The 26238-nt window shown below is 47.2% G+C and carries 26 protein-coding genes; 2 read left to right on the top strand and 24 right to left on the bottom strand.

Annotation, left to right across the window (positions count from 1 at the left end; all coding sequences use genetic code 11):
• Positions 1-2: 2 nt before the first annotated feature.
• The 12 genes from pgeF to ACCC71_RS06910 form a co-directional block, all read right to left on the bottom strand.
• Entirely contained in the window at positions 3-818 is an 816-nt protein-coding gene (gene pgeF, locus ACCC71_RS06965; RefSeq protein WP_434311819.1) for a peptidoglycan editing factor PgeF, read from the bottom strand.
• Between the two features lie 14 nt (positions 819-832).
• Positions 833-1186 (bottom strand): YraN family protein, encoded by a 354-nt coding sequence (locus tag ACCC71_RS06960; RefSeq protein WP_434311698.1) that lies wholly within the window; start codon positions 1184-1186, stop codon positions 833-835.
• Positions 1187-1237: 51 nt separating this feature from the next.
• Positions 1238-1870, bottom strand: coding sequence for a ribonuclease HII (locus ACCC71_RS06955; protein ID WP_434311697.1), 633 nt, complete (start codon positions 1868-1870; stop codon positions 1238-1240).
• A gap of 9 nt (positions 1871-1879) precedes the next feature.
• Positions 1880-2461: a signal peptidase I gene (gene lepB / locus ACCC71_RS06950; protein WP_434311696.1), complete on the bottom strand. Its 582-nt coding sequence runs from the start codon at positions 2459-2461 to the stop codon at positions 1880-1882.
• Positions 2462-2478: 17 nt separating this feature from the next.
• Positions 2479-3318 (bottom strand): ribosome biogenesis GTPase YlqF, encoded by an 840-nt coding sequence (gene ylqF, locus ACCC71_RS06945; protein WP_434311695.1) that lies wholly within the window; start codon positions 3316-3318, stop codon positions 2479-2481.
• A 20-nt stretch (positions 3319-3338) separates the two neighbouring features.
• Positions 3339-3905 carry a signal peptidase I gene (gene lepB, locus ACCC71_RS06940; RefSeq protein ID WP_434311694.1) on the bottom strand — a complete coding sequence of 189 codons (567 nt, stop codon included), beginning with the start codon at positions 3903-3905 and terminating at the stop codon, positions 3339-3341.
• 126 nt (positions 3906-4031) lie between these two features.
• Positions 4032-4379, bottom strand: a complete 348-nt coding sequence (gene rplS / locus ACCC71_RS06935) for a 50S ribosomal protein L19 (RefSeq protein ID WP_434311693.1) — start codon at positions 4377-4379, stop codon at positions 4032-4034.
• A 223-nt stretch (positions 4380-4602) separates the two neighbouring features.
• Positions 4603-8295: a SpaA isopeptide-forming pilin-related protein gene (locus ACCC71_RS06930; RefSeq protein WP_434311692.1), complete on the bottom strand. Its 3693-nt coding sequence runs from the start codon at positions 8293-8295 to the stop codon at positions 4603-4605.
• Positions 8296-8408: 113 nt separating this feature from the next.
• A complete protein-coding gene (locus ACCC71_RS06925) occupies positions 8409-9686 on the bottom strand; it encodes an ABC transporter permease subunit (protein ID WP_434311691.1) in 1278 nt (425 codons plus the stop codon).
• Complete coding sequence (locus tag ACCC71_RS06920; protein WP_434311690.1) at positions 9683-10726, bottom strand: ABC transporter permease subunit; 1044 nt, start codon at positions 10724-10726, stop codon at positions 9683-9685. Before ACCC71_RS06920 ends, ACCC71_RS06925 begins: the two co-directional genes overlap by 4 nt.
• Positions 10723-12321 (bottom strand): sugar ABC transporter ATP-binding protein, encoded by a 1599-nt coding sequence (locus ACCC71_RS06915; protein WP_434311689.1) that lies wholly within the window; start codon positions 12319-12321, stop codon positions 10723-10725. Before ACCC71_RS06915 ends, ACCC71_RS06920 begins: the two co-directional genes overlap by 4 nt.
• Before the next feature lie 96 nt (positions 12322-12417).
• A complete protein-coding gene (locus ACCC71_RS06910) occupies positions 12418-13644 on the bottom strand; it encodes a DUF3798 domain-containing protein (RefSeq protein WP_434311688.1) in 1227 nt (408 codons plus the stop codon).
• Between the two features lie 284 nt (positions 13645-13928).
• Here ACCC71_RS06910 and ACCC71_RS06905 point away from each other — a divergent pair, with 284 nt between their 5' ends.
• Positions 13929-15008 carry a M24 family metallopeptidase gene (locus tag ACCC71_RS06905; RefSeq protein WP_434311687.1) on the top strand — a complete coding sequence of 360 codons (1080 nt, stop codon included), beginning with the start codon at positions 13929-13931 and terminating at the stop codon, positions 15006-15008.
• 61 nt (positions 15009-15069) lie between these two features.
• Here the strand turns inward: ACCC71_RS06905 and trmD are convergent, their stop codons facing one another.
• The 7 genes from trmD to ACCC71_RS06870 form a co-directional block, all read right to left on the bottom strand.
• Positions 15070-15804, bottom strand: a complete 735-nt coding sequence (gene trmD / locus ACCC71_RS06900; RefSeq protein WP_434311686.1) for a tRNA (guanosine(37)-N1)-methyltransferase TrmD — start codon at positions 15802-15804, stop codon at positions 15070-15072.
• Positions 15801-16313 carry a ribosome maturation factor RimM gene (rimM, locus tag ACCC71_RS06895; protein ID WP_434311685.1) on the bottom strand — a complete coding sequence of 171 codons (513 nt, stop codon included), beginning with the start codon at positions 16311-16313 and terminating at the stop codon, positions 15801-15803. Before rimM ends, trmD begins: the two co-directional genes overlap by 4 nt.
• Positions 16314-16381: 68 nt before the next feature.
• A complete protein-coding gene (locus tag ACCC71_RS06890) occupies positions 16382-16609 on the bottom strand; it encodes a KH domain-containing protein (protein ID WP_244801067.1) in 228 nt (75 codons plus the stop codon).
• Between the two features lie 21 nt (positions 16610-16630).
• On the bottom strand, positions 16631-16876 hold the full coding sequence (rpsP, locus tag ACCC71_RS06885; RefSeq protein WP_434311684.1) for a 30S ribosomal protein S16: 246 nt from the start codon (positions 16874-16876) through the stop codon (positions 16631-16633).
• A 36-nt stretch (positions 16877-16912) separates the two neighbouring features.
• Positions 16913-18253: a signal recognition particle protein gene (ffh, locus tag ACCC71_RS06880; protein ID WP_434311683.1), complete on the bottom strand. Its 1341-nt coding sequence runs from the start codon at positions 18251-18253 to the stop codon at positions 16913-16915.
• 3 nt (positions 18254-18256) lie between these two features.
• Positions 18257-18598 carry a YlxM family DNA-binding protein gene (gene ylxM, locus ACCC71_RS06875; RefSeq protein ID WP_434311682.1) on the bottom strand — a complete coding sequence of 114 codons (342 nt, stop codon included), beginning with the start codon at positions 18596-18598 and terminating at the stop codon, positions 18257-18259.
• A gap of 91 nt (positions 18599-18689) precedes the next feature.
• Positions 18690-18971, bottom strand: a complete 282-nt coding sequence (locus ACCC71_RS06870; protein WP_434311681.1) for a hypothetical protein — start codon at positions 18969-18971, stop codon at positions 18690-18692.
• A 102-nt stretch (positions 18972-19073) separates the two neighbouring features.
• On the opposite strand from ACCC71_RS06870, the gene glgA reads away from it, so the two are divergent.
• On the top strand, positions 19074-20513 hold the full coding sequence (gene glgA / locus ACCC71_RS06865) for a glycogen synthase GlgA (RefSeq protein ID WP_434311680.1): 1440 nt from the start codon (positions 19074-19076) through the stop codon (positions 20511-20513).
• Positions 20514-20615: 102 nt separating this feature from the next.
• Here the strand turns inward: glgA and ACCC71_RS06860 are convergent, their stop codons facing one another.
• From ACCC71_RS06860 to recN, 5 genes are all read right to left on the bottom strand, one after another.
• Positions 20616-21197, bottom strand: coding sequence for a hypothetical protein (locus tag ACCC71_RS06860; RefSeq protein ID WP_434311679.1), 582 nt, complete (start codon positions 21195-21197; stop codon positions 20616-20618).
• A 182-nt stretch (positions 21198-21379) separates the two neighbouring features.
• On the bottom strand, positions 21380-22090 hold the full coding sequence (locus ACCC71_RS06855; RefSeq protein WP_434311678.1) for a response regulator: 711 nt from the start codon (positions 22088-22090) through the stop codon (positions 21380-21382).
• Positions 22091-22205: 115 nt separating this feature from the next.
• Positions 22206-23003 carry a sporulation transcription factor Spo0A gene (spo0A, locus tag ACCC71_RS06850; protein WP_434311677.1) on the bottom strand — a complete coding sequence of 266 codons (798 nt, stop codon included), beginning with the start codon at positions 23001-23003 and terminating at the stop codon, positions 22206-22208.
• 162 nt (positions 23004-23165) lie between these two features.
• Positions 23166-24449 carry a SpoIVB peptidase gene (spoIVB, locus tag ACCC71_RS06845; RefSeq protein WP_434311676.1) on the bottom strand — a complete coding sequence of 428 codons (1284 nt, stop codon included), beginning with the start codon at positions 24447-24449 and terminating at the stop codon, positions 23166-23168.
• A 96-nt stretch (positions 24450-24545) separates the two neighbouring features.
• Entirely contained in the window at positions 24546-26228 is a 1683-nt protein-coding gene (recN, locus tag ACCC71_RS06840; RefSeq protein WP_434311675.1) for a DNA repair protein RecN, read from the bottom strand.
• Positions 26229-26238 lie beyond the last annotated feature (10 nt).

The following is a 26238-nucleotide window of genomic DNA, read 5'->3' as shown; positions in this document are numbered from 1 at the left end:
GTTCAGGGATTCAGCATCAAAAATGCGCCCAGATTTCCCCGCTTTCCCTGCGTCGCCCGATGGGAAAACAAGAAATCCGAATGGCAGCAAGTACAAATCCCCGAAGAAACCAGATGATCTTCCCGAATTCCGGCGGATAACAAAATCTTTTGATTCGCCGCCCACAAATCCAGCTGATACTTGGATTCCGGCTTTGATTTTAAAATCTCCGGCCAGTCTTTTTCAGGAAACGCTGCCCGGAATGCCTCCGCCACATCTTCGCTGACTTCATAGCAATCCTGACAGATACTAGGCCCGATACATGCTAGAATTTGTTCCGGATTGGAACCAAAGGAACGCTGCATCGCTTCCACCGTCACCGCTCCCATCCGGGAAACGGTACCTCTCCAACCAGAATGGCTCAAGGCAATCACCTTTTTTACCGGGTCTAAAAAATAAAGCGGCACGCAATCCGCATAGGAAGTTACCAGCATAATCCCTGGCTCATCGGTCAAAAGCCCATCGATATCCGTATAATCCCGTTCCCGAACGACGCCTTTTCCCGCGTCCGCCTTGGTAACGATCCGCAGGTTGGTCGTATGGGTCTGCTGAGACAAAACCATCTGTTCCGGCGCAACCCCAAGCGCCTTTGCCATGCGTCGGTAATTTTCCTGCACACACGCCGGATCGTCCCCACGTCCCACGGCAAAATTCATGGTGGCAAAAATCCCCTTGCTGACGCCGCCCTTTCTTGTGGAAAAAGCATGGGTGACCAACCCGGTTCGCTCTAGCATCGGAAATGTCAAATATGTCACGCCCTCTTTTTCTTGTTCTATCATATTCCAAGCCAAATTCAAATCCCTCCAAATGCATTTCGAAAATAGGTGAGCTGGCCTCTGCCATCCACCGCAACCACATCAAAACGGCAGTAAGTCTCCTCTGGAAGTCCATGGCGCTGCAAATACGCCTGAGCCACCTGACAAATCTTCTTTTGTTTGCGTGGGTTTACCGCTTCCTCCGGCCGTCCAAATCTACTACTGCCGCGGTATTTTACCTCAACAAATAGAAAATATTCGCCTTCTTTCGCGACCAAATCAATCTCTCCAATGCGGCAGCGGAAGTTTCGTTCCAATATCTGTATTCCCTGTTCTTGCAAATAGGCGGCCGCTTGTTCTTCAAAACGGCCGCCCACCTCTCTTTGGTTCATCCGCCTGCCTCCGTATCCGACAAAATATGCTTCCCGCTGCCAAAATTTTATTTACACAAAATTATGGATAAAGCTTCTTCGGTGAATCGGGCAGGGGCCATACTCGCGAATCGCAGCGATATGGGCCGCCGTTCCATAGCCTTTGTGACCGGCAAAACCATATTCCGGATAAATTGCGTCGTACTGACGCATCATGCGGTCCCTGGTTACTTTTGCCAAAATACTGGCCGCCGCAATGGACACGCTTTTGGCGTCCCCTTTGATAATCGGTACCTGGGGCAATTCAATTCCTGGGATCGTCACCGCATCGTTTAACAGCACCGCCGGCTGCACCGAAAGCCCGGAAACTGCCTGACGCATCGCCGCATAGGTAGCCTGAAGAATATTGATCTCATCAATTTCCTCCGGACTGACAATACCAATGCCAAAAGCAATGGCTTTTTCCTGAATCTCATCAAAAAGCAGTTCTCTCCGGCGTTCCGTCACCTTTTTGGAATCATTCAGATAGAAAATCTCCGCCTCCCTTGGCAGAATCACCGCAGCGGCTACCACCGGCCCCGCCAGCGGCCCCCGCCCTGCTTCGTCGATGCCGCAGACAAAAGCGGAATCTTCATACTGTCTTTCATAAACCTTCATCTGCTCCAAACGCAAATGTTCCTGCTCTGGTTCTAGTTTTTTTGGCATAGCCTCTCCTTATTGGTGTTTCAACAGGCCACTGTCCCCAAGGGGCCAAAAACGGAATAGCGCCTTTCCCTCGATCTGTTCCTGTTTTACTGCTCCCACGGAAACGCTGCGGCTGTCTCCACTGTTGTTACGATTATCACCGAGAACAAAATACTCTTCTTCTCCCAAAGAAATAGGATCCGAGGCAATCCCTGCATTCTTTATCGGCTCCAGCCCGTAGTCTTCTTCCAGTATCTCTCCATCAATGGTTATCTCGCCATCCTGAATCTGTATCGTCTCTCCAGGCAGGCCGATCACACGCTTGATAAAAAGCGTTCCGCGTCCATCGAGAGAGTCAAAAACAACAATATCAAACCGTTTTGGATGATGGTAAGCAATCTTTTGTACAATCAACATGTCTCCGTCATGGAGCATCGGCTGCATGGAATCGCCGTTAACAATGGCCGCCCGCCCGATAAACAATAAAATCAGGACTGCGGCGGCCGAAACCAGCAAAAAAGCAATGGCTGTATTCAGCAAATCTTCTACAAATCCGGGATACTCCCGTTTTTCCGCCCTTTCCGGGCGTTCTTCTCTTCTGCGTCTTATCACTGCCTCCCCATCGCCTCCTACGGTCTCTCCAGACTGATCCCTCCCAGGCGGCCGCTTCGCAAATCGTCGAGAAATAGACGAACCGCTTTATCCGTATCCGCTTCCCCGCCTTTTTGTATGCAGTTTCTCACCTGAGCAATCGATGTAAGAATTTTATAGGGAGCCTCCCCTTCTTCTACACCGTAACGTTCTTTCAAAGTGCCAGGATAGATCTTTTGTAATATCTGAATTCCTTCAAACGCCAACTCTTCTAGATTCAAAATTTCGTCGTTCACCGATCCAATCAAAGCCAGATGGACGCCTATGGTTTCATCCTCAAACCGAGGCCACAAAATTCCCGGCGTATCTAAAAGCTCCACATTCTTATTCAGACGAATCCACTGGTTTCCTTTGGTCACACCTGGCTTATTTCCTGTTTTCGCCGCGGCTTTCCGCGCAAGGGAATTGATAAATGTAGATTTTCCTACATTGGGAATTCCTACTACCATCGCCCGAACCGGCCGATTCAAAATCCCACGCCGCCGGTCCCGCTCCATCTTTTCCTTGCAAGCTTCCTGGATCGCACCTTGAACCGCCTTCATGCCGGTCCCGCTTTTCGCGTTTAAGCGTACGGCTAAAATCCCTTGGGAAGCAAACCACGCTTCCCACTGCCGGTTTATGGACTCATCCGCCAAGTCCGATTTATTTAGAAGAACCAGACGCGCCTTATGCTGCGCCAGTCGATCAATATCCGGATTCCGGCTGGAAGCCGGCACTCTTGCATCCACCAGCTCAATCACCAGGTCCACCAATTTGATATCCGACTCCATCGTGCGCTTCGCTTTCGTCATGTGGCCGGGATACCACTGTATCTTCATTTTATTACCTCGTATTCTATTTAATCCTTGATAAATCCCAATTTGGAGAAGGGCGCGATGCGGAACCAAACTTTTCCCAGAATTTGATCTCGGTGTACATTTCCAATGATCGCAAAACGGCTGTCCTCACTGCTATCGCCATTATCCCCCAGAAGGAAGTATTCGTCGTCACCCAGGGTTACTGGATTCTCTGCCAAGCCGGGTACGGTATATTCCGGAAGCTCCCGCTCCGGCAGCGCGCTTCCGTTGACCTGAATCTTTCCGTTCTTGATCTGCACGGTCTCTCCCGGAAGACCAATCACTCGTTTCATGTGAATTTTTTCTTCTGATTTCGGATTTTGAAACAATACCACGTCAAAACGTTCCACAGAAAAGAAGGAGTAGGACAATCGGTTAATCAGCACCGTGTCTTCCGCCATCAATGCAGGCTCCATCGAATGTCCCTCAACCCGAATCTGTTCACCTAACATTTGAACAAAAAAAACAGCCAGAACAACAACGACGATCACATCGACCACCCAATCGGTTACCGTATGGAGCCGCTTTCCCTCCTGGTTTTCCATCTGTTTTTTTCTTCTCTTTTCCACCGGCAACCCCCCGCTTTCTTTGCCTGTTCTCTACCGGAAGCTTGATCGATCTTTCCGAAATTCGAATCAATCTTTCTTATTAAGATGAAAAAGGACAGCATATTTTCATATGTGTCCCTTTTTCCATTATTTCACTAATTCTTTTACCTTGGAAGCCTTGCCGACGCGGTCTCTCAGATAGTTCAGTTTCGCTCTTCTCACTTTACCTCTGCGAACCACTTCTACTTTCTCGATTTCCGGAGAATGTACCGGCCAGGTCTTCTCGACGCCAACGCCGTTGGAAGTCTTGCGCACCGTGAATGTCTCGCGGGCGCCGCCATGCTGACGCTTCAGCACAGTACCCTCAAATACCTGGATTCTCTCGCGGTTGCCTTCTTTGATTTTGGCATGTACGCGGACCGTATCTCCGATACGGAAATTTCCTGCGCCCTCACGCAGCTGTTCGGCTTCGATTTTCTTGATAATCTCGTTCATGATTCCTCCTAATATTTCGATGTTCATAACCAATGGGGTTGGCAGCGGACCACCGATTTTCTTCAGCGATTTATTCTATCATAAAGATACAAAATATGCAAGGACTTTTCCAAAAAGTTCGTCCCTTTTTCTCGCTGTTTGCAAATAAATTTTTCCAAGGACGGAGCCGTCACGTCCTGGCATTGCTCCCAGTGTGACGGCTCCCCAAAAAATTTACTCTTCTTTATTTCTTCGCGGTACGTTTCTTCACATAATACGTTCCGCCCGCTCCAGCAGCGCAAACGCCGAGGAGTACCAGCCACATAGCCAGGTTCGAGGTATCGCCCGTCTTCGGAGTTCCGCTCGTTCCCGGTTTGTTTGTCGTTCCTCCGCCGATTACCTGGTTCACTACCTTGATCTCGGTAATGGTTCCATTCTCTTTTACGGAGAAGGAGTAGGTCTTATCCTTATTGAAGGAATAGCCCGCAGCTTCCACTTCCTTCAGATAGTAATCGCCGTACAGCAGGTCTGCGATGGTGTAGATGCCATCTTTGCCAACCGTGAACTGTTTCAGCAGGTCTCCGCCAGCCGTGTACAATTCAAACTTCGCGCCGGAGATCGCTTTTCCGTTTCCGTCCACAAGTACCAGCTTAAATCCGCCGCGGAGCAGCTTATTCTCGAATGCAACGGAGACGGTCTCGCCATCTTTCACTGTTACGGTCTGACTAGCCGGCAGTGCGTAACGAGCACTCTTTTCATTGGCCACTTCAGAAACGGTATATTCGCCTGCAGCAAGTCCCTTCACGTAAATCTTGCCATCTTTGTCGGTCTCATAGGTCTGCTCGAAGTCTTTGCCGACAACCTTAAAGGTAAGGCCTTCTACCATCTTATCCTCACTGGTCAGAACGATATCCATCGCGCCGATCGTAGTCGGTTCTTCCGAACTAAACTTCAGGTAAGGATGATAATTGATCGTATAACCCTTCATCGCATTGGGATGCTCACCATAACGGATTCCGCTTCCCGGTGTATGATCGTCGTTGACATCCCACTGGTTCGCCGTGGACCAGGAAATCCACTTATAAGTATGCGTATCGTCATTCAGCAAGGTAGCCGGGAAGGTGCAGCCCCACTTGATGATCTCATCGTCAGCATAATCCGGATGTGCAAGATCTCTTCCATCTTCCAGGGTTCCGGTCAGGCCCGTTCCCTTCTCAGGGTTATAATATACCTTCTTCATGAAGTCGTATCCGCCGCGGTCATAACGGTACAGCTCTTCTCTCGTATTGATGGAAAGCCAAGTGCCGTTGTTGGAGCCGTCGGTAGACTCACGCATAGTTCCGTGCCAGATATTGCTCAGGGAAGCGAAATATTCTTCCTTGTTGCTTCCGGCATAAGAAGCTCCGCCATTGTTCCACAGATCTTTTTCCGTTACCTGCTGCCGATAGGTCTCAAGCAGCTCATAGCTCAGATCGGTAAAGTAAGGCATACCGGTCAGGTCGATGCTGTGGCCAAACTCATGACCCAGGATGAATTCATTGTCATATCTGGTAAAGGTGTAGTCACGCAGTACGTTAAATTCTGTAGTCTGAGCTACACCGCCGCCAAAGCCTTCTACGTACAGATAGTGATGGTTCTGAGCGCCGTAGGTGTTTCTCTTTCCAGGCATCATGTAAGCGTGATGTTTGTAGCTCATGATCTCCAGTCCGCCGCCGGCATAAACCAAGCCGTCGCAGAGACGCTGACCCAGCTGATCCGTCGGGTTGGAAAGGATCATGTCGATATAGTTACAAGCTACTTCCAAGGAGGATTTCTTTACAAAGTTATCGCCGTATACATAGACGCCGCCGATCGGGCTTCTCATAACCTGGCCCAGCCAAGGCTTAAATACCACGTTATAGGTCTTTGCTCCCAGTGCGTTGTCTGCCCAGTCTTTTACGTCATCGCCGCCAACGCTGACCTTCAGGCTTCCGTTAATGCTTCCAGCCAGGGTACCCTCGTTTACGCTGACATAGGCACCTTTTTCCAGTGCGCTCGGACTAGCGGTTACGGTGATCGGATCCGCTTCTACTAAACGGCTGTCCGTATCCTTATATTTTGCGTAAGTTTCCGGACCAACGGCAATCTTTCCATCTCTAGTCGGATTCGAAGAACGGGCATATCCATTGTCAAACCAAGGCTTATTTGCCCGATTTTCCGGAGCTACTTCCGCCTCAGTGAAGCCCTTTACGTCAGTTCCGATAAAGCCATCGTACCACTTGGCTCCGCGAACCTGCAGCGTCAAAGTCTTCCACTGATAGAACTGACGGGTAATCTGATCTTTCGTGTAAGTAGTGGTGTTTCCATCTTTATCGGTCCACTCGATCGACCAGTCCGCATCCAGACGCAGAGCATCCAGATCCCGGATCTCACGGTTAAATACCAATTCGATCTGGTTTGCCGAAATCAGGTTGGTCTCTACCACATGAAGAGGAGCATATGCCTTTCCATCGATGCCGTAGTTATCCACCTGGCTGTGCTTATACCAAGGGAAGTTTTGGGCCAGCTCAGAATCCTTTGTGCTGGTGTTCTGCTCACGATATCCGGAGAAGAATTCGAATTCGCCGTAAATCTCAACTAACGTGCCGTACAGCAGCTCGTCGTACTCAGACAGTTCCGCACGGGTGTTGACCGGGAATGCTTCCCGCTGCCAGGTTCCATTGGACGACTCCGGTAAGGTCTCATACCACACCATGGTCGCATAAGCAAAGTACTCTTCCAGGCTCTCCATCATCTTGGTGCCCGGCCACAGATTGGCTGCTTTGGCCGCATTGTAGGCCTCTTCCAGATGAGCTACATAATTGTAGGTATCCTCGTCGTCATAAAGGCTGAGGGCGAAATCCGGCCAGCCGTCTACAACGCCCAGTTCCCAGAACAGCTTCGCAAAATCATAAACCATTCGGAAAGTATTATCGTTCGCGCTCTTTACACGCATCACGTCTTCTGCAGTCGTAACGATGAGCGGAAGCTCTCTCGTTCCAGGGATGGTCACACGGGTAGCCGCGTCATCCGCATTGTACAGGTGACGGTATTCAGGCACGCTGTATACGCTCTGATCCGCGCCGACTACTACAACTCTCAAGTTGCTGTTGGAAGCGGCCAGGGTCAGGAAATCCGAACGGCCTACCATCTTATTAATGCCTTCCGCACAGTACTGAATCACGTATTCAGCGTCTCTGGCAGTTCCGTAAGTAGCATCCGTATCGGAGTTATCATTTCCATATACCCAAATCTTGGACTTTGTACCCTGATTTTTGATGGTGTAGAAAGGCTCGTAGGTCGCCGTTTCCGTCTGGGCCGCATCTACGACCGTTACAGAAAGGTTACTGGTATTCTCCGCATCCTTCAACGGCTCCGCCAGCTTTAACGTCGCCATGTTGTTGAAATATGCCTGGTAAGAGAAATCGACCTCTTTATCGCCGATCTTCACGGTAAAGTCTTCTTTTCCCGTGATGGTAACATTTTTCGTAAAACCTACTTCGATGTACTCATCGGTGATGATATGGACATAATCCACATCGCCGTTGGCCGGAGCTGCGCTCAGGTCCGGATTTTCCAAACCTTCCACGTTCTCAATCTCCAAAGACTCGGTACTCTCCGGTTGCTCAGCTTCGCCTGTTGCCGAAGAGGGTTCCTGCGCAGTCGTTTCGCCGGACGGCTCATCTGTCACTGCACTTGTAGGGACTTCTGTCTCGTTAGAAGGCTCTGTTGCCTCTTCCGACGAAGCTTCGGGTACTTCTGGCGTTTCTGCATCATCTTCCGGCAAAGTGCTTTCCGCCTGTGAATCAGCGGGAAGATCTTCCACGGGAGACGCATAGACAAGTCCTGATGCCATGGTGCTCATTAACATCAAAACAGCCATGAATAGTGCCCATAGACGTTTGTGTTTGTGTTTCATACATCTTCTCCTTTTTTTTATTTATAGTTTTTTTACTACCACTGGAATGAAGGAGAATTTCGCTTCGCGAAATTCCGCGCCGCTGTCGCGCAGCTTGCACAACAAACATCTTTTTAAATCGTAAGTTTATTTTTCTTATTGGATTTCCAAACGTAAAGTCCAAGAGCCAAACCAATAACGCCATATACCATAAAGGTACGGAAATACTCTCCGAGCAGCGCCTGGCCGAACACCGCGCTTCCAATTTCCGGAGACATAATGAACATGGCGTTGAAAAGTATGGTTCCCAAAAGCGCTTGCTTTACGGTTGCTTTCGATGTGGAAGCACCGCCTACCAAAATCGAAGCAACGGCAAACATTCCCACCTGCGAATGAGCATTGTAAACGTTTAGCGTACCTACGTTCTGCAGGAAAATAATCTGTCCCCAGGCAGCCATCACCGTAGAAATAATAACGGCAATGATACGTTTCCGGTCTACATCCACGCCGGATACTTCCGCGATATGCTGGCTCTGACCCACGCTCTTGAAATCCTGTCCCAGCTTCGTTTTCATCAACCCTTCGATGAAGACGCACAGAAGGACGATAAGTACCAAAATGCCAACGGGAACCTTGCTGACCATCATCAAACTGGAGTTGGTTACCATAGCGTGAATTCCAATTCCAATGACCAAAATGCAGCAAGCCATATTGAAAATCACAATCGGAGACTTTTGCTGTGCTCTTCCCATCTTCTGCTGGCGAACCTGACGCAACACCAAAAGAAGCAGAATCACACTGGCCATAATGATGATCGCCGTAACAAAGGGAATTCTTCCCAGATCGTCCAAAGCATACTTCAAACCGCCGGCATCCGCCATTCCCAAATCTACAGTCGAACGGATTCCAACGCCATCCGGCTTAATCAGCGGATGATCACTGGGTACTTTAATCACAACGCCGATCACGAACAGCAGAAGGAACTGATACAAACCATTGGCAAAGTATCCCACAATCAAGCTGGCAATCATTTCCTGTCCGCGGGTTTTGTTATAGAGTTTTCCGGTCATCCAGCCAAACAGGATCGCAAGCGGCGTAGAAACAAGTACTGCCAATAGCAAGCCACCGATTCCGCCCCATCCGAAGAAACGGACAAAGATGATCGCGAGCTGTCCGGCCATCGCGCCGACTACAATACCAAAGTTCAATCCCAAACCAGCAATAACAGGAATGATCAGGGAAAGAACAAGAAAACAGTTCCGATACATTCTGCCGGTCAATTCACTGAAAAACCAACCAAGCGTCACATCAGATACCAGAAGGCCTACCAGGGTAAACGCCAGAAAGATCAGCATTACGACATTGTCGCCTGCCCATTTACCCACAGTGCGCAGCATAGAATCCTTTTTCATCCTTTGGAGCCTCCCTTCTTCACCTGCGTCAACGCATAGAGGATAATCCCGTTTTGGATCACCATACGTAAAACCTCTGACAAGTCGGTTCCGGCAAATACCTTATTCGCCACCGGAAGCGCAGCAGTCAAAAGACCTTGAAAAAGGACGACGCCAATAATAACATGCATGACTTTTCCGCGCATGGCCGTCGCTCCGCCGATCAGAACTGCCGCCACTGCAGGGAACGCCATCATCAACGGGCCGGAATACAACTGCGCATAGCCATAGCTTTGAGAATACACGACGATTCCGATCGCACCTAGAACAGTCGTAAGAATATTGGCAAACACACGGTTTTTATTGATGCTGATACCGGAAGCCTGCGCAAATTCATTGCTGGATCCCACTGCCGATATCGCGATTCCCCGTTTGGAACGGAAGAAGAGCCAAATAATGAAACAGAACAGCAGGAAGAATAAAATCATTCCAGTGGGAATCGTAAAGTCCGGTCCAATCTGAATAGCCCAAAGGTTATTCAAGATTTGAGCAGCGTCAATAACATCCAACTGAATGGTTTCCCGCAATCCCTGACCGATAAACCATCCCATGTTCGGACTGGTAAATGGAATCATCAGCCACAGCAGACACATAAAGGCAACGATGGAAAATCCGGTATAAGTAGCGATCGTCATCTCCGACCCTTTTACCGCATTGATCAACTTTCCATACAGATAACCCACAACGATAGCTAAAGCAGTAGCAAGAAGAATGGAAACAAAGAACCAGGCCCATCCGGTAAACCCAAATTCAATGCTGCAGACAAGTGCGAACAGTCCACAGACAATACCTACCGGGAGGGCAAAGTTCGGTCCCGTTCCAGACTGGATCGACGGAAGCATCGCCAAAACCAAAATGCCATTCATACCAGCCCGTTTCAACGTATCGCTTAACAAAGTGGGAACGGACAAATCACAAAAGAAGCCAACCACCAGAATTAAAATCCAAAAAGCGCAGATGATAAAAGTCGGAAGACCGATATTTTGTATCGCTTTTTTCATTTCTGTACCTCCTCTTCCGTCGGGATATCACTGCCGGACATCAGCAAACCGAATTCCTCATCCGGAGCCTCCGGTTTGAGCATACCTGCAATCTTACCATCGCAGACAATGGCAATTTGATCACAAATACTGCGTAATTCCGCCAATTCTGAAGAGGTCATGACGATTGTCATTCCCAATTCCTCATTCAGTTGTTTCAACAAATCCAAAACCAATTTTTTCGCACCGATATCGATTCCTCGCGTCGGTTCCGATATCAGCAGCAGCGTCGGCTTTTGCGTCAGCGCTCTCGCGATACAAACCTTCTGCTGATTTCCGCCGCTCAAGCTTCCTGCCGTCTGCAGAGACGAGGTACAGCGAATATCCAGATCTTTAATCATTTTGTTCGCATGCTCCCGGATTTGTTTGGAAGCCTTAAAACGAAACGGACCAAAACCTGTTAAAAATTCATCGTGGAGCTGCATTGCCGTAAAGACAACGTTTAGCTCAATGGACTCATCCAAGAGCAGGCCTACGCCCTTCCGGTCTTCACTGACAAAGCCAAGCCCCGCTACAATTGATTTTTTGGGGTCGCATAAGGTAAGAGGCTTGCCGTTAAAGGTCACGGTACCTTTCGCCGGATAAATTCCCATCAGTCCGTTGGCGATTCCCAACTTTCCCTGTCCGGCCAGACCTCCGATTCCCAGGATCTCTCCTTTATGTACCGATAAATCAATGCCCTTTACCTGTTCTCCCGGCATATTGACGAAAAGATCTTGTATGTCCAAAATCACCTCATCCGAAATGCTTCTTTCCGCATCGTGCACACGCTCGATGGTAACATCCCGTCCGATCATATAACGGGCGATCTCGACTGCGTTTGTCTCTGCTATCGGTTTGGTGACTACATGCGCTCCATCTCGCAGAACCGTTACATTATCCGCAACCTGTACAATTTCATTTAACCGGTGGCTGATAAAGATAATGCCAATTCCACTGTCGGCCAGACGGCGAATCGCTTTTAAAAGATTTTGCGCTTCTTCATCCGCCAAAACAGCGGTCGGTTCATCAAATACTAAAATTCGAATTCCTTCTTTGTCGATCTCTCTTGCAATTTCAATAAATTGTTTGTGACCTACAGGAAGGCCCGCGACTTCGATAAAAGCATCGATATCCATATCCAAAGTCGCCAGTGCCGTAGTAGTGTCGGCATTCATTTTTTTGTAATCCAAACTCTGCAGATCCTTCCCAAAAATCCGACTAACAAGGTTTGGCTTTGTAATTTCCCGATTCAGTTTTACGTTTTCCGTGATGGAAAATCCGGGAATCAACATGAATTCCTGATGAACCATACCGATCCCCTGCAGCATCGCTTCATGGGGAGATTTGATGTTTACTTCCTCTCCATTGATCTCAACGCTGCCCTCAAAACCTCCCGTTTCGTGAATACACGGCATACCAAAAAGAATATTCATCAATGTAGATTTTCCCGCGCCATTCTCTCCAATGAGAGCATGGATCTCACCCGGCTTTATCGCCAAATTGATATCTTTTAGTACTTGATTGCCCGAGTAAGATTTTGACACGTGTTTAAATTCCAGAAGATTTTCGCTCAAACTCTCTCTCCTCTCAATTTATAAAGTGGGGGCATGAGAAAAAGGGGATCTCATGCCCCCGGAGACGGGGTTGTCAATTCAAGTTATCAGTTTTGATTATTCACCATAGATCATGTAATCCATCATAATAAACTGATAATTATCGTAAACTTTTCCTGCATCATCGGTATAAGGATTCAGAGTTACAGACATTCCTGCGTACTCTTCCATCTCCGCCTTCAAAACATCCAGATTCAGGCTGTCGCCAGTCTTTCCATCCATCCACTGGAACGCATATTCCGTTCCAGCAACGGTGATCATCATGGAAACCGGAACCGGCCATGTGGAGAATCTTCCCAGAACGCCCTTCTCTTCCAGAACCTTTGTCGTCTGGTCTACGATATCCTTTACATCGATCTCAGCAGCGGAAGCATCTTCCGATACTAAACCAAGAGCAGCGGGATATCCATGATAAGGGGACGGGCAGCAAGGCTGAGGATAAATCGCTTTCGCATCTACGCAAGCCTTGATCAGCGGAACCTGCATTGCACAGTTGGTGGAGAAGAACGCCGTATCCGCGCCATACTGAGCTACCATCTTCGGAACATCTTCCAAAATGAACTGCTGAGCGCCAGTCGTTCCGGAATCACCGGTCGGGTCGGGAGCCGTCGCATCGACGAACTCGATATTCATTTCCTTGCATTTTTCCTTCATCAGGTCACGACGAGAAGAAAGAAGCACCTGAGCCATATGTCTCGGGAAGGAATAATGAACGAAGGTCTTCGCGCCTAATTTGGCCGCCTGCTCGATCATGGCAGGTCCCATTCTCAGCTCATCCGGCTGCAGCAGCAGGTCGGCTCTCGTAGCAACGTCTTCCGGATTCTCCTGAGGAGTTCCATAAATAACTAAGATATCGTCACGAGTTTCTTTCAGCTTATCAACCGCTGCGTTCGTTCCCGGAACGGCCTGATTGATCACAAGCGCTTTTACATCCGGATCCGCTGCCAGTTTGCTGACGGTGGTAATCATCTGCTCCTGCTCGTTCATAAAGTTATCCGGCCAGGTAACATGTACAATCCGATCGCCATATTTTTCCGCCATTTTTTCTGCAGAACGATACTCTTCTTCATTCTGAGAAACCGTGTTGGTCACGATCGCTACCTTTCCGGTACTCGCGGGAGCTTCGGTAGGCGCCTCGGTCTCATCCGGCTTTACCGCAGCTGTCGTAGCCTCAGGAGCCTTGGTGTCGGGTGCCGCCGTCGTGGACGCCGCATTTCCTCCACAGCCGGCTAACATAGATGCTACCAGAGCAGCCGCAAGGAATTTACTCAGAGTTTTTTTCATATAGTTCCCTCCTACTGTGTTTTTTCACAGACATCTTTCCAAACTAACCGAACGCGGTTCAGTCTTTAGTCTGTGTGGTTGTATTATATAGCACCTCCCATGAAAAATCAATAAGTTTTTTGAAAACTTTACAACTTTTTTTTTTTTTTGCAATTCACATAAAGTACTTGACTTTTTTCAGAAATTGAGTACAATAAAATTCAGGGAAATTGTGACAGATTTGTGAAACCGATCCAAAAAGAATGTGTTGGATTTGTGAATTCAAAACAATATGGAGGAATACCATGAACAGCAGCCGACTGAAAAAAGTATTAGAATCCATGGAAAAACGTCACCTACAGCAAGCGGTCTTTTGCGATCCTGCCTCTATTTTTTATCTTACCGGCCGATGGATTGAACCGGGAGAACGTTTATACGCTCTTTACTTGAATCAGAAAGGAAATCACAAAATATTCATCAATCAGCTTTTTACCGTACCGGAAGATCTCGGCGTAGAGAAAGTACGATTTTTTGATACGGATGACTCGATCGCCTTACTTAGCCAATGTATCCAATCGGGAACTCCTCTTGGCGTAGATAAGAATATGCCCGCTCGTTTCTTATTGCCATTGATGAGCATGTGCGGCGCTTCCGCTTTTGAAAACGTTTCTTATTGCATAGATGAAGCGCGGGCATGCAAGGATGAACAGGAAATCGAATGGATGAAAGCGGTTTCCCGTATCAATGACAGGGCCATGGCCGAATTTAAGAAGCTATTAAAAGAAGGGATTACAGAAAAACAGGTTGCAGGTCAGATGTTAGAGATTTACCGTTCTTTCGGCGCGGATGATTTCTCTTTTGCTCCTTTGGTTGGTTTTGGCGCCAATGCGGCGATGGGGCATCATGAACCGGATGATACTCCGCTTCGAACCGGAGATTGCGTGCTCTTTGACGTTGGATGCAAAAAAGACTTTTACTGCGCGGATATGACCAGAACATTTTTCTTCCGTGAGATTCGTAATGAAGAACACCGCAGAATTTATCAGACGGTTCGCGCTGCCAACGAAACGGCAGAAGCAGCGATTAAGCCTGGTGTTCCCCTGAAAAGTATCGACCAGATTGCCCGCGACTTGATTACGGAAGCCGGTTACGGTCCGAATTTCACCCACCGTCTAGGACATTTTATCGGTCTTGAAGTCCATGAGCCCGGCGATGTTTCCACCCAAAGCGACCTGCTTGCAACACCAGGGAATATCTTTTCCATCGAGCCCGGCATCTATGTGGAAGGAGAAGTTGGCGTCCGGATCGAGGATTTGGTTTTGGTGACGGAAAATGGATGTGAAATCTTGAATAGCTTCTCCAAAGAACTTGAGATCATTGAATAATCCTCTTACATAGAAAACGTCCCAATCCGTTCAGACAGACGGGCTGGGACGTTTTTTAGGACTATTTTCGATCCGTTTGCTTTGCTAAATATTCCCGGTCTTTTTTTGTCAGCTCTGCTTTCTCTAAAAGATCCGGTCTCCAATGCAGCGTACGCGTCAGAGATTGCTCCCGCCGCCATTGTTCGATATTGGCATGATGTCCGGATAAAAGCACTTCCGGTACTCTCCGCCCTTCATACTCTTCCGGTCTCGTATATTGGGGATATTCCAAAAGATTGTCGTGGAACGATTCAAACTCTGCAGAAACCTGATTGCTCAGGACACCGGGAACCAGCCTCGCGATTGCATCGATCATCACCATGGCCGGCAATTCCCCGCCGGTTAACACATAGTCGCCAATGGACACGTAATCCGTGACTAATTTTTCTAAAATCCGTTCATCCACGCCTTCATAATGACCGCACAAAAAAATCAAGTCTTCCTCTTTTGCCAGTTCTTCTGCCATGCGCTGATGAAAAACCGTTCCTTGCGGCGTCACATAGATTACCCGCGCCTTTCCGGGTATGTTCTGTTTTATGGATTGGTAAGCCCGGTCGATGGGTCCCGGCTGCATCACCATCCCAGCTCCGCCGCCATAAGGATAATCATCCACATGACCATGTTTATTTTCTGAGAAATCGCGGATATTCGTAGCGGAAACCGTAATCAGACCAGCATCTGCCGCCCGGCCTAGAATACTGGTCCGGCAGCCTTGCTCAATCATCTCCGGAAATAGCGTCAATACATGGAATCTCATAGTTCCGTCAACCCTTCCATCAAATGTACTTTTATAAATCCATTCTCCGGACAAATATCCAGAATACATTCCTCAATCGCCGGCAGCAACAGTTCTCGTTCTCCGCCGTTTACTACATATACATCGTTGGCGCCAGTTTGGAGCACTTCTTTCAGTTTTCCAAGCTCCACTCCCTTCTCATCGACTACCGATAAGCCAATCAGATCCGCCACATAGAACTCCCCGTCTTCCAAAGGAATGGCATCCTCACGGGAAACGAGAAGATCGCTCCCTTTATATTTTTCAATCTCATTGATATCGTTGATTCCTTTAAACTTTAAGATTGCCATTCCCTTAAAGAATTTCACGCCTTCCACTTCCAAAGGAATCCGTTCCTTCTTTCGGGTCTCCATGATAAGCTTTTTCAACTGCCGAAACCGCCCCACATCGTCGGTGGTCGGATACACCTTAATCTCTCCGCGGATTCCGTGGGTGCTGGCAAAAACACCGACCCGTAAATATTCTTCCATACTCGGCTCCTTAAAATAAAACGGGCAAACGGCTCCATCCGAGCTGCTTACCCGCTTCCATTTCCTGTCTACTGGATATCCAGCGTTACTTTCTTGTCTTCTTTAGAAGCCGCTACCTTGACAACGGAACGGATCGCTTTCGCAATGCGCCCCTGCTTGCCGATCACTTTTCCCATATCGGAAGGCGCGACTTTCAGTTCCAGAACAGTTTCCCGTTCTTTCTCTGTTTCCGTAACCACAACCTCCTCCGGATGATTTACCAAAGCTTTTGCGATTACCTCCACTAATTCTTTCATGTTCGGCTACCTCCTGGCGGATTATTTCTCTACGCCGGCAATTTTCAGAAGTTTAGCAACGGTTTCCGTCGGCTTTGCACCGTTCTCCAACCACTTCTTCGCCTTTTCCTCGTCAATTTTAATCACGCTGGGGTCCTTCGTGGAATCATAATAACCGATCTCCTCGATGAAACGTCCGTCTCTCGGGGAACGGGAATCCGCTACGACTACTCTATAAAAAGGAGCCTTCTTCTGTCCCATTCTTCTCAAACGAATCTTTACTGCCATTCGTATTTCACCTCCTTCAACCTTTTGCTTGTTTTATCAAAAAGGAAGGGAAAATCTTCCTCTTTTTCCTTTCTTTCCCATCATTCCCGACATCTGTTTCATCATTTTCTTCGACTGTTCAAACTGTTTCATCAATCGATTGACTTCCGCGATGTCTACGCCGGCACCACCTGCAATCCGACGCTTTCTGGATGGGTTAATCAATTCCGGACGGCTGCGCTCTTCCTTTGTCATAGAAAGAATGATGGATTCTACCCGCCTCATGGACTTGTCGTCCGGCATCTCTACGCCTTTTAGCTTATTTCCCATGCCGGGAATCATACTCATCAAATCTCCGAGGCTTCCCATCTTTCGAAGCTGCGCAAATTGATCCAGAAAATCGTTAAAATCAAATTCCGCTTTCCGGAACTTCCGCTCCATTTCTTTCGCTTTATCCGCATCGACCTGGGCTTCGGCTTTCTCGATCAAAGAAAGGATATCTCCCATACCGAGAATCCTGGATGCCATGCGATCCGGATAAAACTGTTCCAGATCAGAAAGCTTTTCTCCCATACCGACGTAGAGAATCGGCTTGCCTGTCACGGCCCGGATCGACAGCGCTGCACCGCCTCTGGTGTCGCCGTCCAACTTTGTAACAATGATACCGTCAATACCAATCTTTTCATTAAAAGTACTGGCTACGTTTACCGCATCCTGGCCCGTCATGGCATCGACCACCAAAACCGTCTGTTTCACTGGCAAAGTTTCTTTGATCTGCGCCAGTTCTTCCATCATGGCCTCGTCGATATGAAGCCGTCCGGCCGTATCGAGAATGACCACGTTTTGCCCGTTTTTCTTTGCATGCTCTACCGCAGCCTTTGCGATATGGACCGGCGAAGTTCCATCTCCCATAGAAAAAACCGGAACATCCTGCTTCTGACCGTTTACTTTTAACTGTTCAATCGCAGCTGGGCGGTAAATATCGCAGGCCACGAGCAAAGGTTTCCGCCCCTTCGCCTTCAGCTTTCCAGCGATCTTTGCAGCAGTGGTCGTCTTACCAGCGCCTTGCAGGCCAGCCATCATAAAAATCGTCACTTCGTTGCTGGGATTTAAGGCCAGTTCCGTGGTCTCTGATCCCATCAGACGAACCATCTCTTCATTTACAATTTTAACGACCATCTGTCCAGGGGTCAGACTATTCATCACATCCGCCCCAACGGCCCGCTCTTCTACTGCTTTAACAAACTGCTTGACCACCTTAAAATTAACGTCTGCCTCTAGCAGCGCCATCTTTACTTCCTTCAGAGCCGCTTTCACATCGGCTTCGGTCAGCCTTCCTTTGCCTCGGAGCTTTTTAAACACATTTTGCAGTTTATCGGACAAGCTCTCAAATGCCATAAATCATAATTCTCCTATTTGCTCGGAAATCTGCTCAATCCTTTTTACGCAGGACGCGTCTCCCCCAGCGTCAAATTCCCGAGCCAGACGATGGATTTCTCCCACCAGTCTCCGGGTCTCATCAAATTTCCGGACCAGGCCCAGCTTTTCCTCATACTCCCGAAGCGAACGTTCGCATCTCTTAATCAGGTCATGCACACCCTGCCGGCTGATATTCTGCTGCTCTGCAACCTCGCTTAAGGATAGATCATGAAACACTACGTCTTCATAGATTTGCTTCTGATGCTCTGTCAAAAGATCGCCGTAAAAATCATATAGCAGCGCCTGCTCCACAAATTTTTCCATATTGACTCACCTTTGCCATCATACAAGAAAAAGCAACTATTGTCAAGTGTTTTTTCTTGACACCACTTGTTTTTCTTTCAACATCTGCTTCTTACAGCTTTGCATTTTCCCAAAGATCTTTTTCTGCCTCATATCGCTCGTTTAACCACTGGAGCGCCTCTTCGATACCAGCGTCTGAAAATGAAAATTCTTTCTCTGTTTTCTGTTCCGCAGGGGCCGCGTCAAACCCCAAAGGCTGAGGCCATATGAAGACTTTCAGCAATGCCGGATCTTCCCCCTGTTTTTGCAGCAAAAAACGCATTCCCTTATAGCTTCCTGTCAGGTTCTGCTTTTTCAAATACCCCAAAGACATCAGCATCTTCCGTTCAATCACTATAATCCTCCCTAAGGCTTTTTATTTCCAAAAATAGAGTATACCATAATAAATCAGAGTATGCTAGAATAGAATTAGTTTTGTTTTCAAGGAGCGTCGTCTATGAAAAAAATATTATTTGCTGCATCGGAATGTGTTCCCTTTGCCAAGACCGGCGGGCTGGCTGACGTAGTCGGCTCCCTCCCTCAATATTTCAATAAAGAAGACTATGATGTTCGTGTTGTAATGCCAAAATATCTTTGTATTCCAGAACATTTTCGCAGCCAGATGACATATATTCATCACTTCTATATGTACTTTAATGGAAGAAACCGCTATGTCGGCATTTTAAAACTGGAATACCAGGGGATTACCTACTATTTTATCGACAACGAAGAATACTACTCCGGCTCTGTTCCTTACTCGGATTACTTTTATGATCTGGAAAAGTTCAGCTTTTTCTCGAAAGCGGTTCTTTCTATCCTTCCGTCCATCGATTTTCAGCCGGATATCATTCACTGCCATGATTGGCATACCGGTCTTATTCCAGTGTATCTTAAAAATGAATTTGCTTCCGATTTGTTTTATACCTCGATAAAAACCGTGATTACCATTCACAACTTACGTTTCCAGGGTACTTGGAGTATTCCGGAAATCAAGCGGATGACCGGCCTTTCCGACAGTCTATTTACCTCAGATAAACTGGAGGCTTATCAGGATGCCAATTTTCTAAAAGGCGGTATCGTCTATGCGGACTATGTAACTACCGTCAGTGAAACCTATGTGGAAGAGGTCAAAACGCCGTTTTTCGGAGAAAAGTTGGATAAGCTCCTCTGGGCCCGTTCCAATTGCTTTTGCGGAATTTTAAACGGCATTGACTACCGAGAATATGATCCGGCTCATGACAATCAGATTTATCAGACCTTCGATGCAAAAACATTCCGCAATCGAAAAACCAAAAACAAATCCGCTCTTCAAAAAGAGCTGGGGCTGGAGGAAAATCCAAAAACATTTCTCATCGGGATTGTCTCTCGAATGACCGATCAGAAGGGCTTTGATCTGATTGAACGGGTTCTGGATGAAATTCTCTCACAGGATGTAGTACAATTTGCTGTCTTGGGAACTGGGGATACGCATTATGAAGATATGTTTCGAGGGTTTGCTGCTCGATATCCCGGAAAGCTTTCCGCCAATATCTATTATTCGGAAGCACTCTCCCATCGGATCTATGCCGGATGCGACGCCTTTTTGATGCCCTCGCTCTTTGAGCCTTGCGGCCTGAGCCAGCTCATGGCGCTCCGCTACGGCACACTGCCGATTGTGCGGGAAACCGGCGGACTAAAGGATACCATCGAGCCTTACAATGAATTTGCCAATACCGGCACCGGCTTCTCTTTCGCCAATTACAATGCCCATGAAATGATGGCCACCTTGCGGTATGCAGAACACATTTTTTATGATCAGAAACGCCGTTGGAACCAAATGGTGGAACGGGCCATGAAAAAAGATTTTTCCTGGGAAGCTTCCGCTAGGAAATATGAAAAACTTTACGACAATCTATAAAGACTCATTCTCTTCCACGTTATAAAAAGCCGCTGCACTCGCATGCAACGGCTTTTATGATAATTTCAAAGCAAGCTTGACTTTTGCTTTGAAGGGAGAGAGTTACGCAATCTTTTTACCCGAATAGGCTTTCAGATAGCGGCAAATATCTTCCGCATTGGATACGCCATAAAAGATCATTCCCGTCATCTGATTGGCGTCATCTTTGATCCCCATCAGCGCGTTGGAACGAGCCTGGGAGGATTTGCTGCTGCAGGCGGCCTCTCCAATATAGACCACATACGTATTGTTACCCAAACGTTCCGCCCGGCAAGGAGTCTCGGCATCGACAGCCATCTCACGAACATTTCCGTCCTGGATTGCCAAAACCCGGCGATTGGTCAGAAGGTAAGAAACTTTTCCGTTCAGGGTTCTCCATTCCTGAATCGGACCATAAGCAATCACTAAAACCAACGCCAAAACGACGGCTACGGAAATAATCGTATTATTTGTCGGAAAGCTGTGGCTGAACGCATAGGGAAGATAAAACGCGGTAAAACCAATTCCGATAACCGCACATACAATCCAGCGAATCATGAGTTTTGTTTTATTTGTGGCATTTACCAGCGGATCCGATTTTCCCTTACCATTCCACAACAGTTCCTCATTCCCTTTTAGATATAAACTCCATTTGTTTTCGTCCATGTACTTCCGCTCCTTTTCTTATATTCTCTCACCTAGAGGATTTCCTATTTTGTCAGCTCCTCTTGTTGATTTTATTTTATACGAAAAGGCCGTGTAAAGGGTGTAAAGGGAATGCCCTGGTCTGTGAAGATCTCATAAGAAATCCGTAAAGATTCTGTTAATGTCAACGGAAGACCGAATTATTATTCCTCATCCTCCAACATTCGATATCCAATCCCAAGTTCTGTCAAAATATATTTGGGTTCCGCCGGATTTTCCCCTAACTTTCTTCGGATATTTGCCATATTTACGCGAAGAATCTGATTATCATTTTTAGCGTGGGGACCCCAAATCTGTCCCAGAATGTAATCATAAGTCAACACTTTCCCTACATGTTTTGCCAGAAGCGCTAAACTTTTAAACTCTGTTCCGGTAAAATGGATCTCTTTTCCAGCTTTCAACACCTGGTGTTTTCTCATATCAATCACCAAATCCTTTATGTGGAATACCTCATCCATCTCCGGCTGGGCTGTCAAAGAAACGCCCCTGTGTCTTAAGGCCGTCCGCACTCTGGCCATCAACTCTGAGATACCAAAAGGTTTTGTAATATAATCGTCCGCGCCCAAATCCAGTGCCCGCACCTTTTCGGATTCCTGATCTCTGGCCGATACGATCACAATCGGAACATTGCTCCAATCTCGCAAGAGCGGGATCAACTGTACGCCGTCGATATCCGGCAATCCCAAATCCAGCAACACGAGATCTGGACATTTTGAGAGAAATAATTCCTTTGCTTCTCTTCCATTTTCTGCTGAAATTACCTGATATCCGCTGCTCTCCAAAGACCGAAGAATAAAATTGCGGATTCCTTTTTCATCTTCCACCACTAAGATACAATGTGTATTTTCGCTCATTTTCCATTATCCTCGCCAACTTTCTTTCTCTATTTTACACGATGGACATCCTTTCGTGGATAAAAATAGCGCTAAGGTTGCGAGAAATCACTTTCTTCTCACCTTAGCGCCTTTCTTAATGTTTTCTATATTCCAGACGGATACGGTCGGCAATCAGCGCTACAAATTCCGAATTCGTCGGTTTTCCTTTCCCTGTGTTAATCGTATAGCCGAACAATTCATTGATCGTATCCATATTTCCTCTGCTCCAAGCCACTTCAATCGCATGACGAATCGCTCGTTCTACTCGGCTGGATGTTGTTTGATGTTTTTTGGCGATGGTTGGATACAAAATTTTGGTAATAGAATTCAACATCTCCATATCTTCCACTGAAAGGATAATCGCATCCCGCAAATATTGATATCCTTTAATATGTGCCGGAACGCCAATATCGTGAATCATGGCAGTGACATCCGATTCTAAATTTCGTTCCATGTACTCTGTTTTGCTCTCATAAGGAGCGACCTTTCGCTGTTCAGCTGGACGAGATTTGGCAGTTCCCGTCATAGTTTTGATCCGATTGATGACCAATTCTGCATCGAAAGGCTTCATCACATAGTACCCAGCGCCAAGCCGGAAAGCATCTTCTGTCACTTTTTCATGGCCCACAGCGGTAATGACGATAAACGATGGGATTTTTTGCAATGTTTTATCTTCCTTTACCCGTTCCATAACCGCCAAACCGTCCATTTTCGGCATAATAATATCCAAAAGTACCACATCCGGTGTTTTTTCACGTATAATTTTCAGTAGTTCTTCTCCGTCACCCGCGTGACCGACAACCCGAAAATCTGGTTCCTTTTCCAAACCTTTTGTCAGATTCTCGATCACGCTCTCATTATCGTCTGCGATGGCAATTTCTAATTTCCCCATAGAAATCCCCTCCTTTTCCTTTTTCCTCTTTGTTTCGGGTAGATTCTATTATAAAGTTCTTCTGCCCGGTACGCAAGAAGTGACAATCGCAAGATACGACACAATTTCCCTAAAATCCGGCGAAGCGAGGCGGACTCTTATGATTTTTCGTATATTTTCTATTTAAGGAGATACTTCCAACATTTTTTCGATAAAAATGCCGTAACCTTCCGTCGGGTCCTGGAGAAAGACATGGGTTACCGCGCCAATCATTTTTCCATTCTGCAAAATAGGACTTCCGCTCATCCCTTGAACGATTCCACCAGTTAAAGCCAGCAATTCGGGGTCTGTCACACGGAGCACCAAGCCCTTATTGCTGCTGTTATTCTTATCCATCCGTAAAATCTCAATGCGGTATTCTTTGCTTTCCCCGGATATGGAGCTTCGAATAAAGGCTTCACCCGTTTCTACCTCTTGCATATACCCTATCGGAACTGCCTGTACTCCGCCCGGTATCCCTTCCGAAGTATCATAGGTTCCATAAATTCCCGCGCTGCAGTTTTTAGAAATCGAGCCAATCCGATAGGACGAATCATAATTGATGCTTCCACATACCGATCCCGGCTTACTATCACTTCCCTTTAGAATAGAGTGGATATTTGCATGATACAAAGAACCTTTGTCGCTTTCAATCAAAAAGCCTGTGTCTGTATCGCTGATTCCATGGCCCAATGCTCCATATTTTCCATCCGTAGTCAGATACGTTAAGGTTCCAATTCCCTGCGTATCATCTCGGATCCAAATTCCCAGCTTAAATTCATTCTCTCCCGACTGAACCGGCTGAATCATCACATCCTCTTCTTTTTGATCTCGGCGGATGGTCAGAGAAACCGGCGCCGCGCCGTTTTCTGCCACCAAATCCACCAATTCCTCTTTCCCCGTAATGGCGTTTCCATTGACCGCCATGATATAGTCTCCTGATTGAACAATATCATAAGCTGGATTTCGTTCTACGCCATGTTCATCTGTCACCGTTCCGGTACCAACAATCAGAATACCTTGCGTCTCCAGATAGATTCCCACCGCGTCGCCCATGGGATAAACATACTGAGGGTTGACTACCGATACTTCTATGCTTTTCATCGGAATCAATCCAAATAATTTGCAGGATAGCTCATACCTACCTGTGGAAGAACCCCGAATTTGAAAGGGCTCATCCAGAACTAAATCAATGGCATCCGACGGAATGTTGCTCTTTTTGCTCAGGGAAACCTCTTGGCTGTCGCTGGTCAATGTTGCGGCCATCGGCAGCGAAAAGTTAAATTCCTCGTCTTCCTGGACCACTACATTGATGCGGTCTGGAATGATGTTTTGCACATAATAATAACAAAAAAACGCACAAAATATCAAGGAAACACCAAAAACCCAAAGCAGCAGGCGTCGGTAGCTCTTTCTTGCTTCCATCATACACCTCCGTTATAAAATAAGAAAATAGCGAACGCAATCCGAGATTTTCCTCGTTTTGCATCCGCTATTAGTATGGGATAATTCTACAAGTTCAAACTAGTTGTTTTTTGTTTTGCCTGCCAATTCCTTCATCTCAAGAGCGTTCTTCCGAACCGTATCCGTAATTTCCGCTCCGCCCAGCAGTCTGGCCAATTCTTCCACCGATTCTTTTTCATTTAAAATACGTACAAAGGTCTGGGTCTGTTTTCCGGCAAGTCCTTTTTCAATACAAAAATGGCGATCAGCCATCGCTGCAATCTGCGGCAGATGGGTGATACAAACCACCTGTCGATTCTGCGCGATCACATGAAGCTTTTCCGACACCTTTTGCGCGGTCCGGCCGCTGATTCCCGTATCAATCTCATCAAAAATCAACGTTGGAATTTCGTCCTTATCCGAAAGAAGCGCTTTAATGGCCAGCATAATCCGAGAGAGCTCACCGCCGGACGCCACCTGGCCCAAAGGACGGGCCGGCTCGCCTGGATTGGTCGAAATCAGGAATTCTATACTGTCTCTCCCATTTTTCGTAAAATCTTCTAACTCAGAGAATTCAATCTGAAAGTCCACATTCAGGAAATTCAAATCCGTTAAAGCCATTCGAATGGACTCCGCCAATGGTTCTGCAGCTCGTTTTCGAATCTCCCGAAGTTGTTCTGATCTCTCCGCCAACTGTTCCCGCGCGCGCATTTCTTCTTCTTCCGCTGTTAGTCTGCGCGCTTCAAAATCCTTTAATTCCTCCAATTTTTGCTTTTTTTGTTCAAAATTATGAAAAATTGCCGGATAGGAACCGCCGTACTTTTCTTCTAACCGATGAATCGTGTCCAGACGATTTTCAATTCTGCGAAATTCTTCCGGATCGAATACCAACTCGTCGGCATAGGCCGAAAGCTCCCGGCAAGCGCTGCTAAGTAAATCCTCCACATCGCTAAGCTGAGAATAGATCCCATTTAGTCCTGGATCCAACGATACGGCGGGATTTAATTCGCGAAGAGCCCTCGACACCTTTTCTGCGGCCCCATCCAACCCATCGATTCCAAGCTCTCGTCCCGTATCCCGCACGGCCTCCGCCAAACGGCGGCTATTCCGAAAGCGACGAAAATTCTCTTCCAACTCTTCTGCTTCCCCTTCCCTTAAGGCTGCATTCTCAATCTCCGCAATCTCAAAGGAAAGAAAATCCATCTCTCTCTTTCTGGCTTCCGGGTCCAACTGGAAGCCGCTTAAATGCTTCCTGCATAATTGCCATTGCTGGTAGGCTTTCTCTACCTCTAGCTTGACGTCTGCCGCCTCATGGGAAGCAAATTGATCCAATATTTCCAAATGTTTTTGCTTTTTCAAAAGCGACTGATGCTCATGCTGTCCATGAATGTCCAGCAGCAGTTCCGTTACCTGGCGTACCCGCGCAGAGGTAACCGTTTCGTCGTTAATCTTGTGTATACTTCGATTTTCCGTTATTTTTCTAGAAATCAGGATACAGTCATACTCGGTACTGACATCCAAGTCCTCCAAAGCCTTACGCCTCGCCTCATTTTCCAGAGAAAATACCAATTCCACATAGGCGTAATCAGATCCGGTGCGGATCACATCCCCTCGCACGCGCCCTCCTAAGGCAGCGTTCACAGCATCGATCAAAATGGACTTTCCCGCGCCGGTCTCACCGGTCAGAACATTTAGCCCATTCCCAAAATCCAGCTCTACCTCGTCAATCAATGCAAAATTTTTTACGTGAAGATTTAACAGCATCCGCTTTTCC

The organism is Hominifimenecus sp. rT4P-3 (assembly GCF_051055405.1).
GTDB lineage: Bacteria > Bacillota > Clostridia > Lachnospirales > Lachnospiraceae > Pseudolachnospira.
Note: the sequence above shows the minus strand (reverse complement) of the source record. Positions and strands in the feature narration are given on the sequence as shown.

What these genes read in the sequence shown, in the direction of transcription:
- spoIVB (WP_434311676.1), bottom strand. Translation starts at nt 24,449, where the DNA reads ATGATGGAAGCAAGAAAGAGCTACCGACGCCTGCTGCTTTGGGTTTTT.
- ACCC71_RS06890 (WP_244801067.1), bottom strand. Translation starts at nt 16,609, where the DNA reads ATGAAAGAATTAGTGGAGGTAATCGCAAAAGCTTTGGTAAATCATCCG.
- glgA (WP_434311680.1), top strand. Translation starts at nt 19,074, where the DNA reads ATGAAAAAAATATTATTTGCTGCATCGGAATGTGTTCCCTTTGCCAAG.
- ACCC71_RS06925 (WP_434311691.1), bottom strand. Translation starts at nt 9,686, where the DNA reads ATGAAAAAGGATTCTATGCTGCGCACTGTGGGTAAATGGGCAGGCGAC.
- trmD (WP_434311686.1), bottom strand. Translation starts at nt 15,804, where the DNA reads ATGAGATTCCATGTATTGACGCTATTTCCGGAGATGATTGAGCAAGGC.
- ACCC71_RS06930 (WP_434311692.1), bottom strand. Translation starts at nt 8,295, where the DNA reads ATGAAACACAAACACAAACGTCTATGGGCACTATTCATGGCTGTTTTG.
- ffh (WP_434311683.1), bottom strand. Translation starts at nt 18,253, where the DNA reads ATGGCATTTGAGAGCTTGTCCGATAAACTGCAAAATGTGTTTAAAAAG.
- ACCC71_RS06960 (WP_434311698.1), bottom strand. Translation starts at nt 1,186, where the DNA reads ATGAACCAAAGAGAGGTGGGCGGCCGTTTTGAAGAACAAGCGGCCGCC.
- rimM (WP_434311685.1), bottom strand. Translation starts at nt 16,313, where the DNA reads ATGGAAGAATATTTACGGGTCGGTGTTTTTGCCAGCACCCACGGAATC.
- spo0A (WP_434311677.1), bottom strand. Translation starts at nt 23,003, where the DNA reads ATGGGGAAATTAGAAATTGCCATCGCAGACGATAATGAGAGCGTGATC.
- pgeF (WP_434311819.1), bottom strand. Translation starts at nt 818, where the DNA reads ATGATAGAACAAGAAAAAGAGGGCGTGACATATTTGACATTTCCGATG.
- ACCC71_RS06905 (WP_434311687.1), top strand. Translation starts at nt 13,929, where the DNA reads ATGAACAGCAGCCGACTGAAAAAAGTATTAGAATCCATGGAAAAACGT.
- ylqF (WP_434311695.1), bottom strand. Translation starts at nt 3,318, where the DNA reads ATGAAGATACAGTGGTATCCCGGCCACATGACGAAAGCGAAGCGCACG.
- ACCC71_RS06855 (WP_434311678.1), bottom strand. Translation starts at nt 22,090, where the DNA reads ATGAGCGAAAATACACATTGTATCTTAGTGGTGGAAGATGAAAAAGGA.
- rpsP (WP_434311684.1), bottom strand. Translation starts at nt 16,876, where the DNA reads ATGGCAGTAAAGATTCGTTTGAGAAGAATGGGACAGAAGAAGGCTCCT.
- ACCC71_RS06920 (WP_434311690.1), bottom strand. Translation starts at nt 10,726, where the DNA reads ATGAAAAAAGCGATACAAAATATCGGTCTTCCGACTTTTATCATCTGC.
- ACCC71_RS06955 (WP_434311697.1), bottom strand. Translation starts at nt 1,870, where the DNA reads ATGCCAAAAAAACTAGAACCAGAGCAGGAACATTTGCGTTTGGAGCAG.
- recN (WP_434311675.1), bottom strand. Translation starts at nt 26,228, where the DNA reads ATGCTGTTAAATCTTCACGTAAAAAATTTTGCATTGATTGACGAGGTA.
- ACCC71_RS06910 (WP_434311688.1), bottom strand. Translation starts at nt 13,644, where the DNA reads ATGAAAAAAACTCTGAGTAAATTCCTTGCGGCTGCTCTGGTAGCATCT.
- ACCC71_RS06860 (WP_434311679.1), bottom strand. Translation starts at nt 21,197, where the DNA reads ATGGACGAAAACAAATGGAGTTTATATCTAAAAGGGAATGAGGAACTG.
- ylxM (WP_434311682.1), bottom strand. Translation starts at nt 18,598, where the DNA reads ATGGAAAAATTTGTGGAGCAGGCGCTGCTATATGATTTTTACGGCGAT.
- rplS (WP_434311693.1), bottom strand. Translation starts at nt 4,379, where the DNA reads ATGAACGAGATTATCAAGAAAATCGAAGCCGAACAGCTGCGTGAGGGC.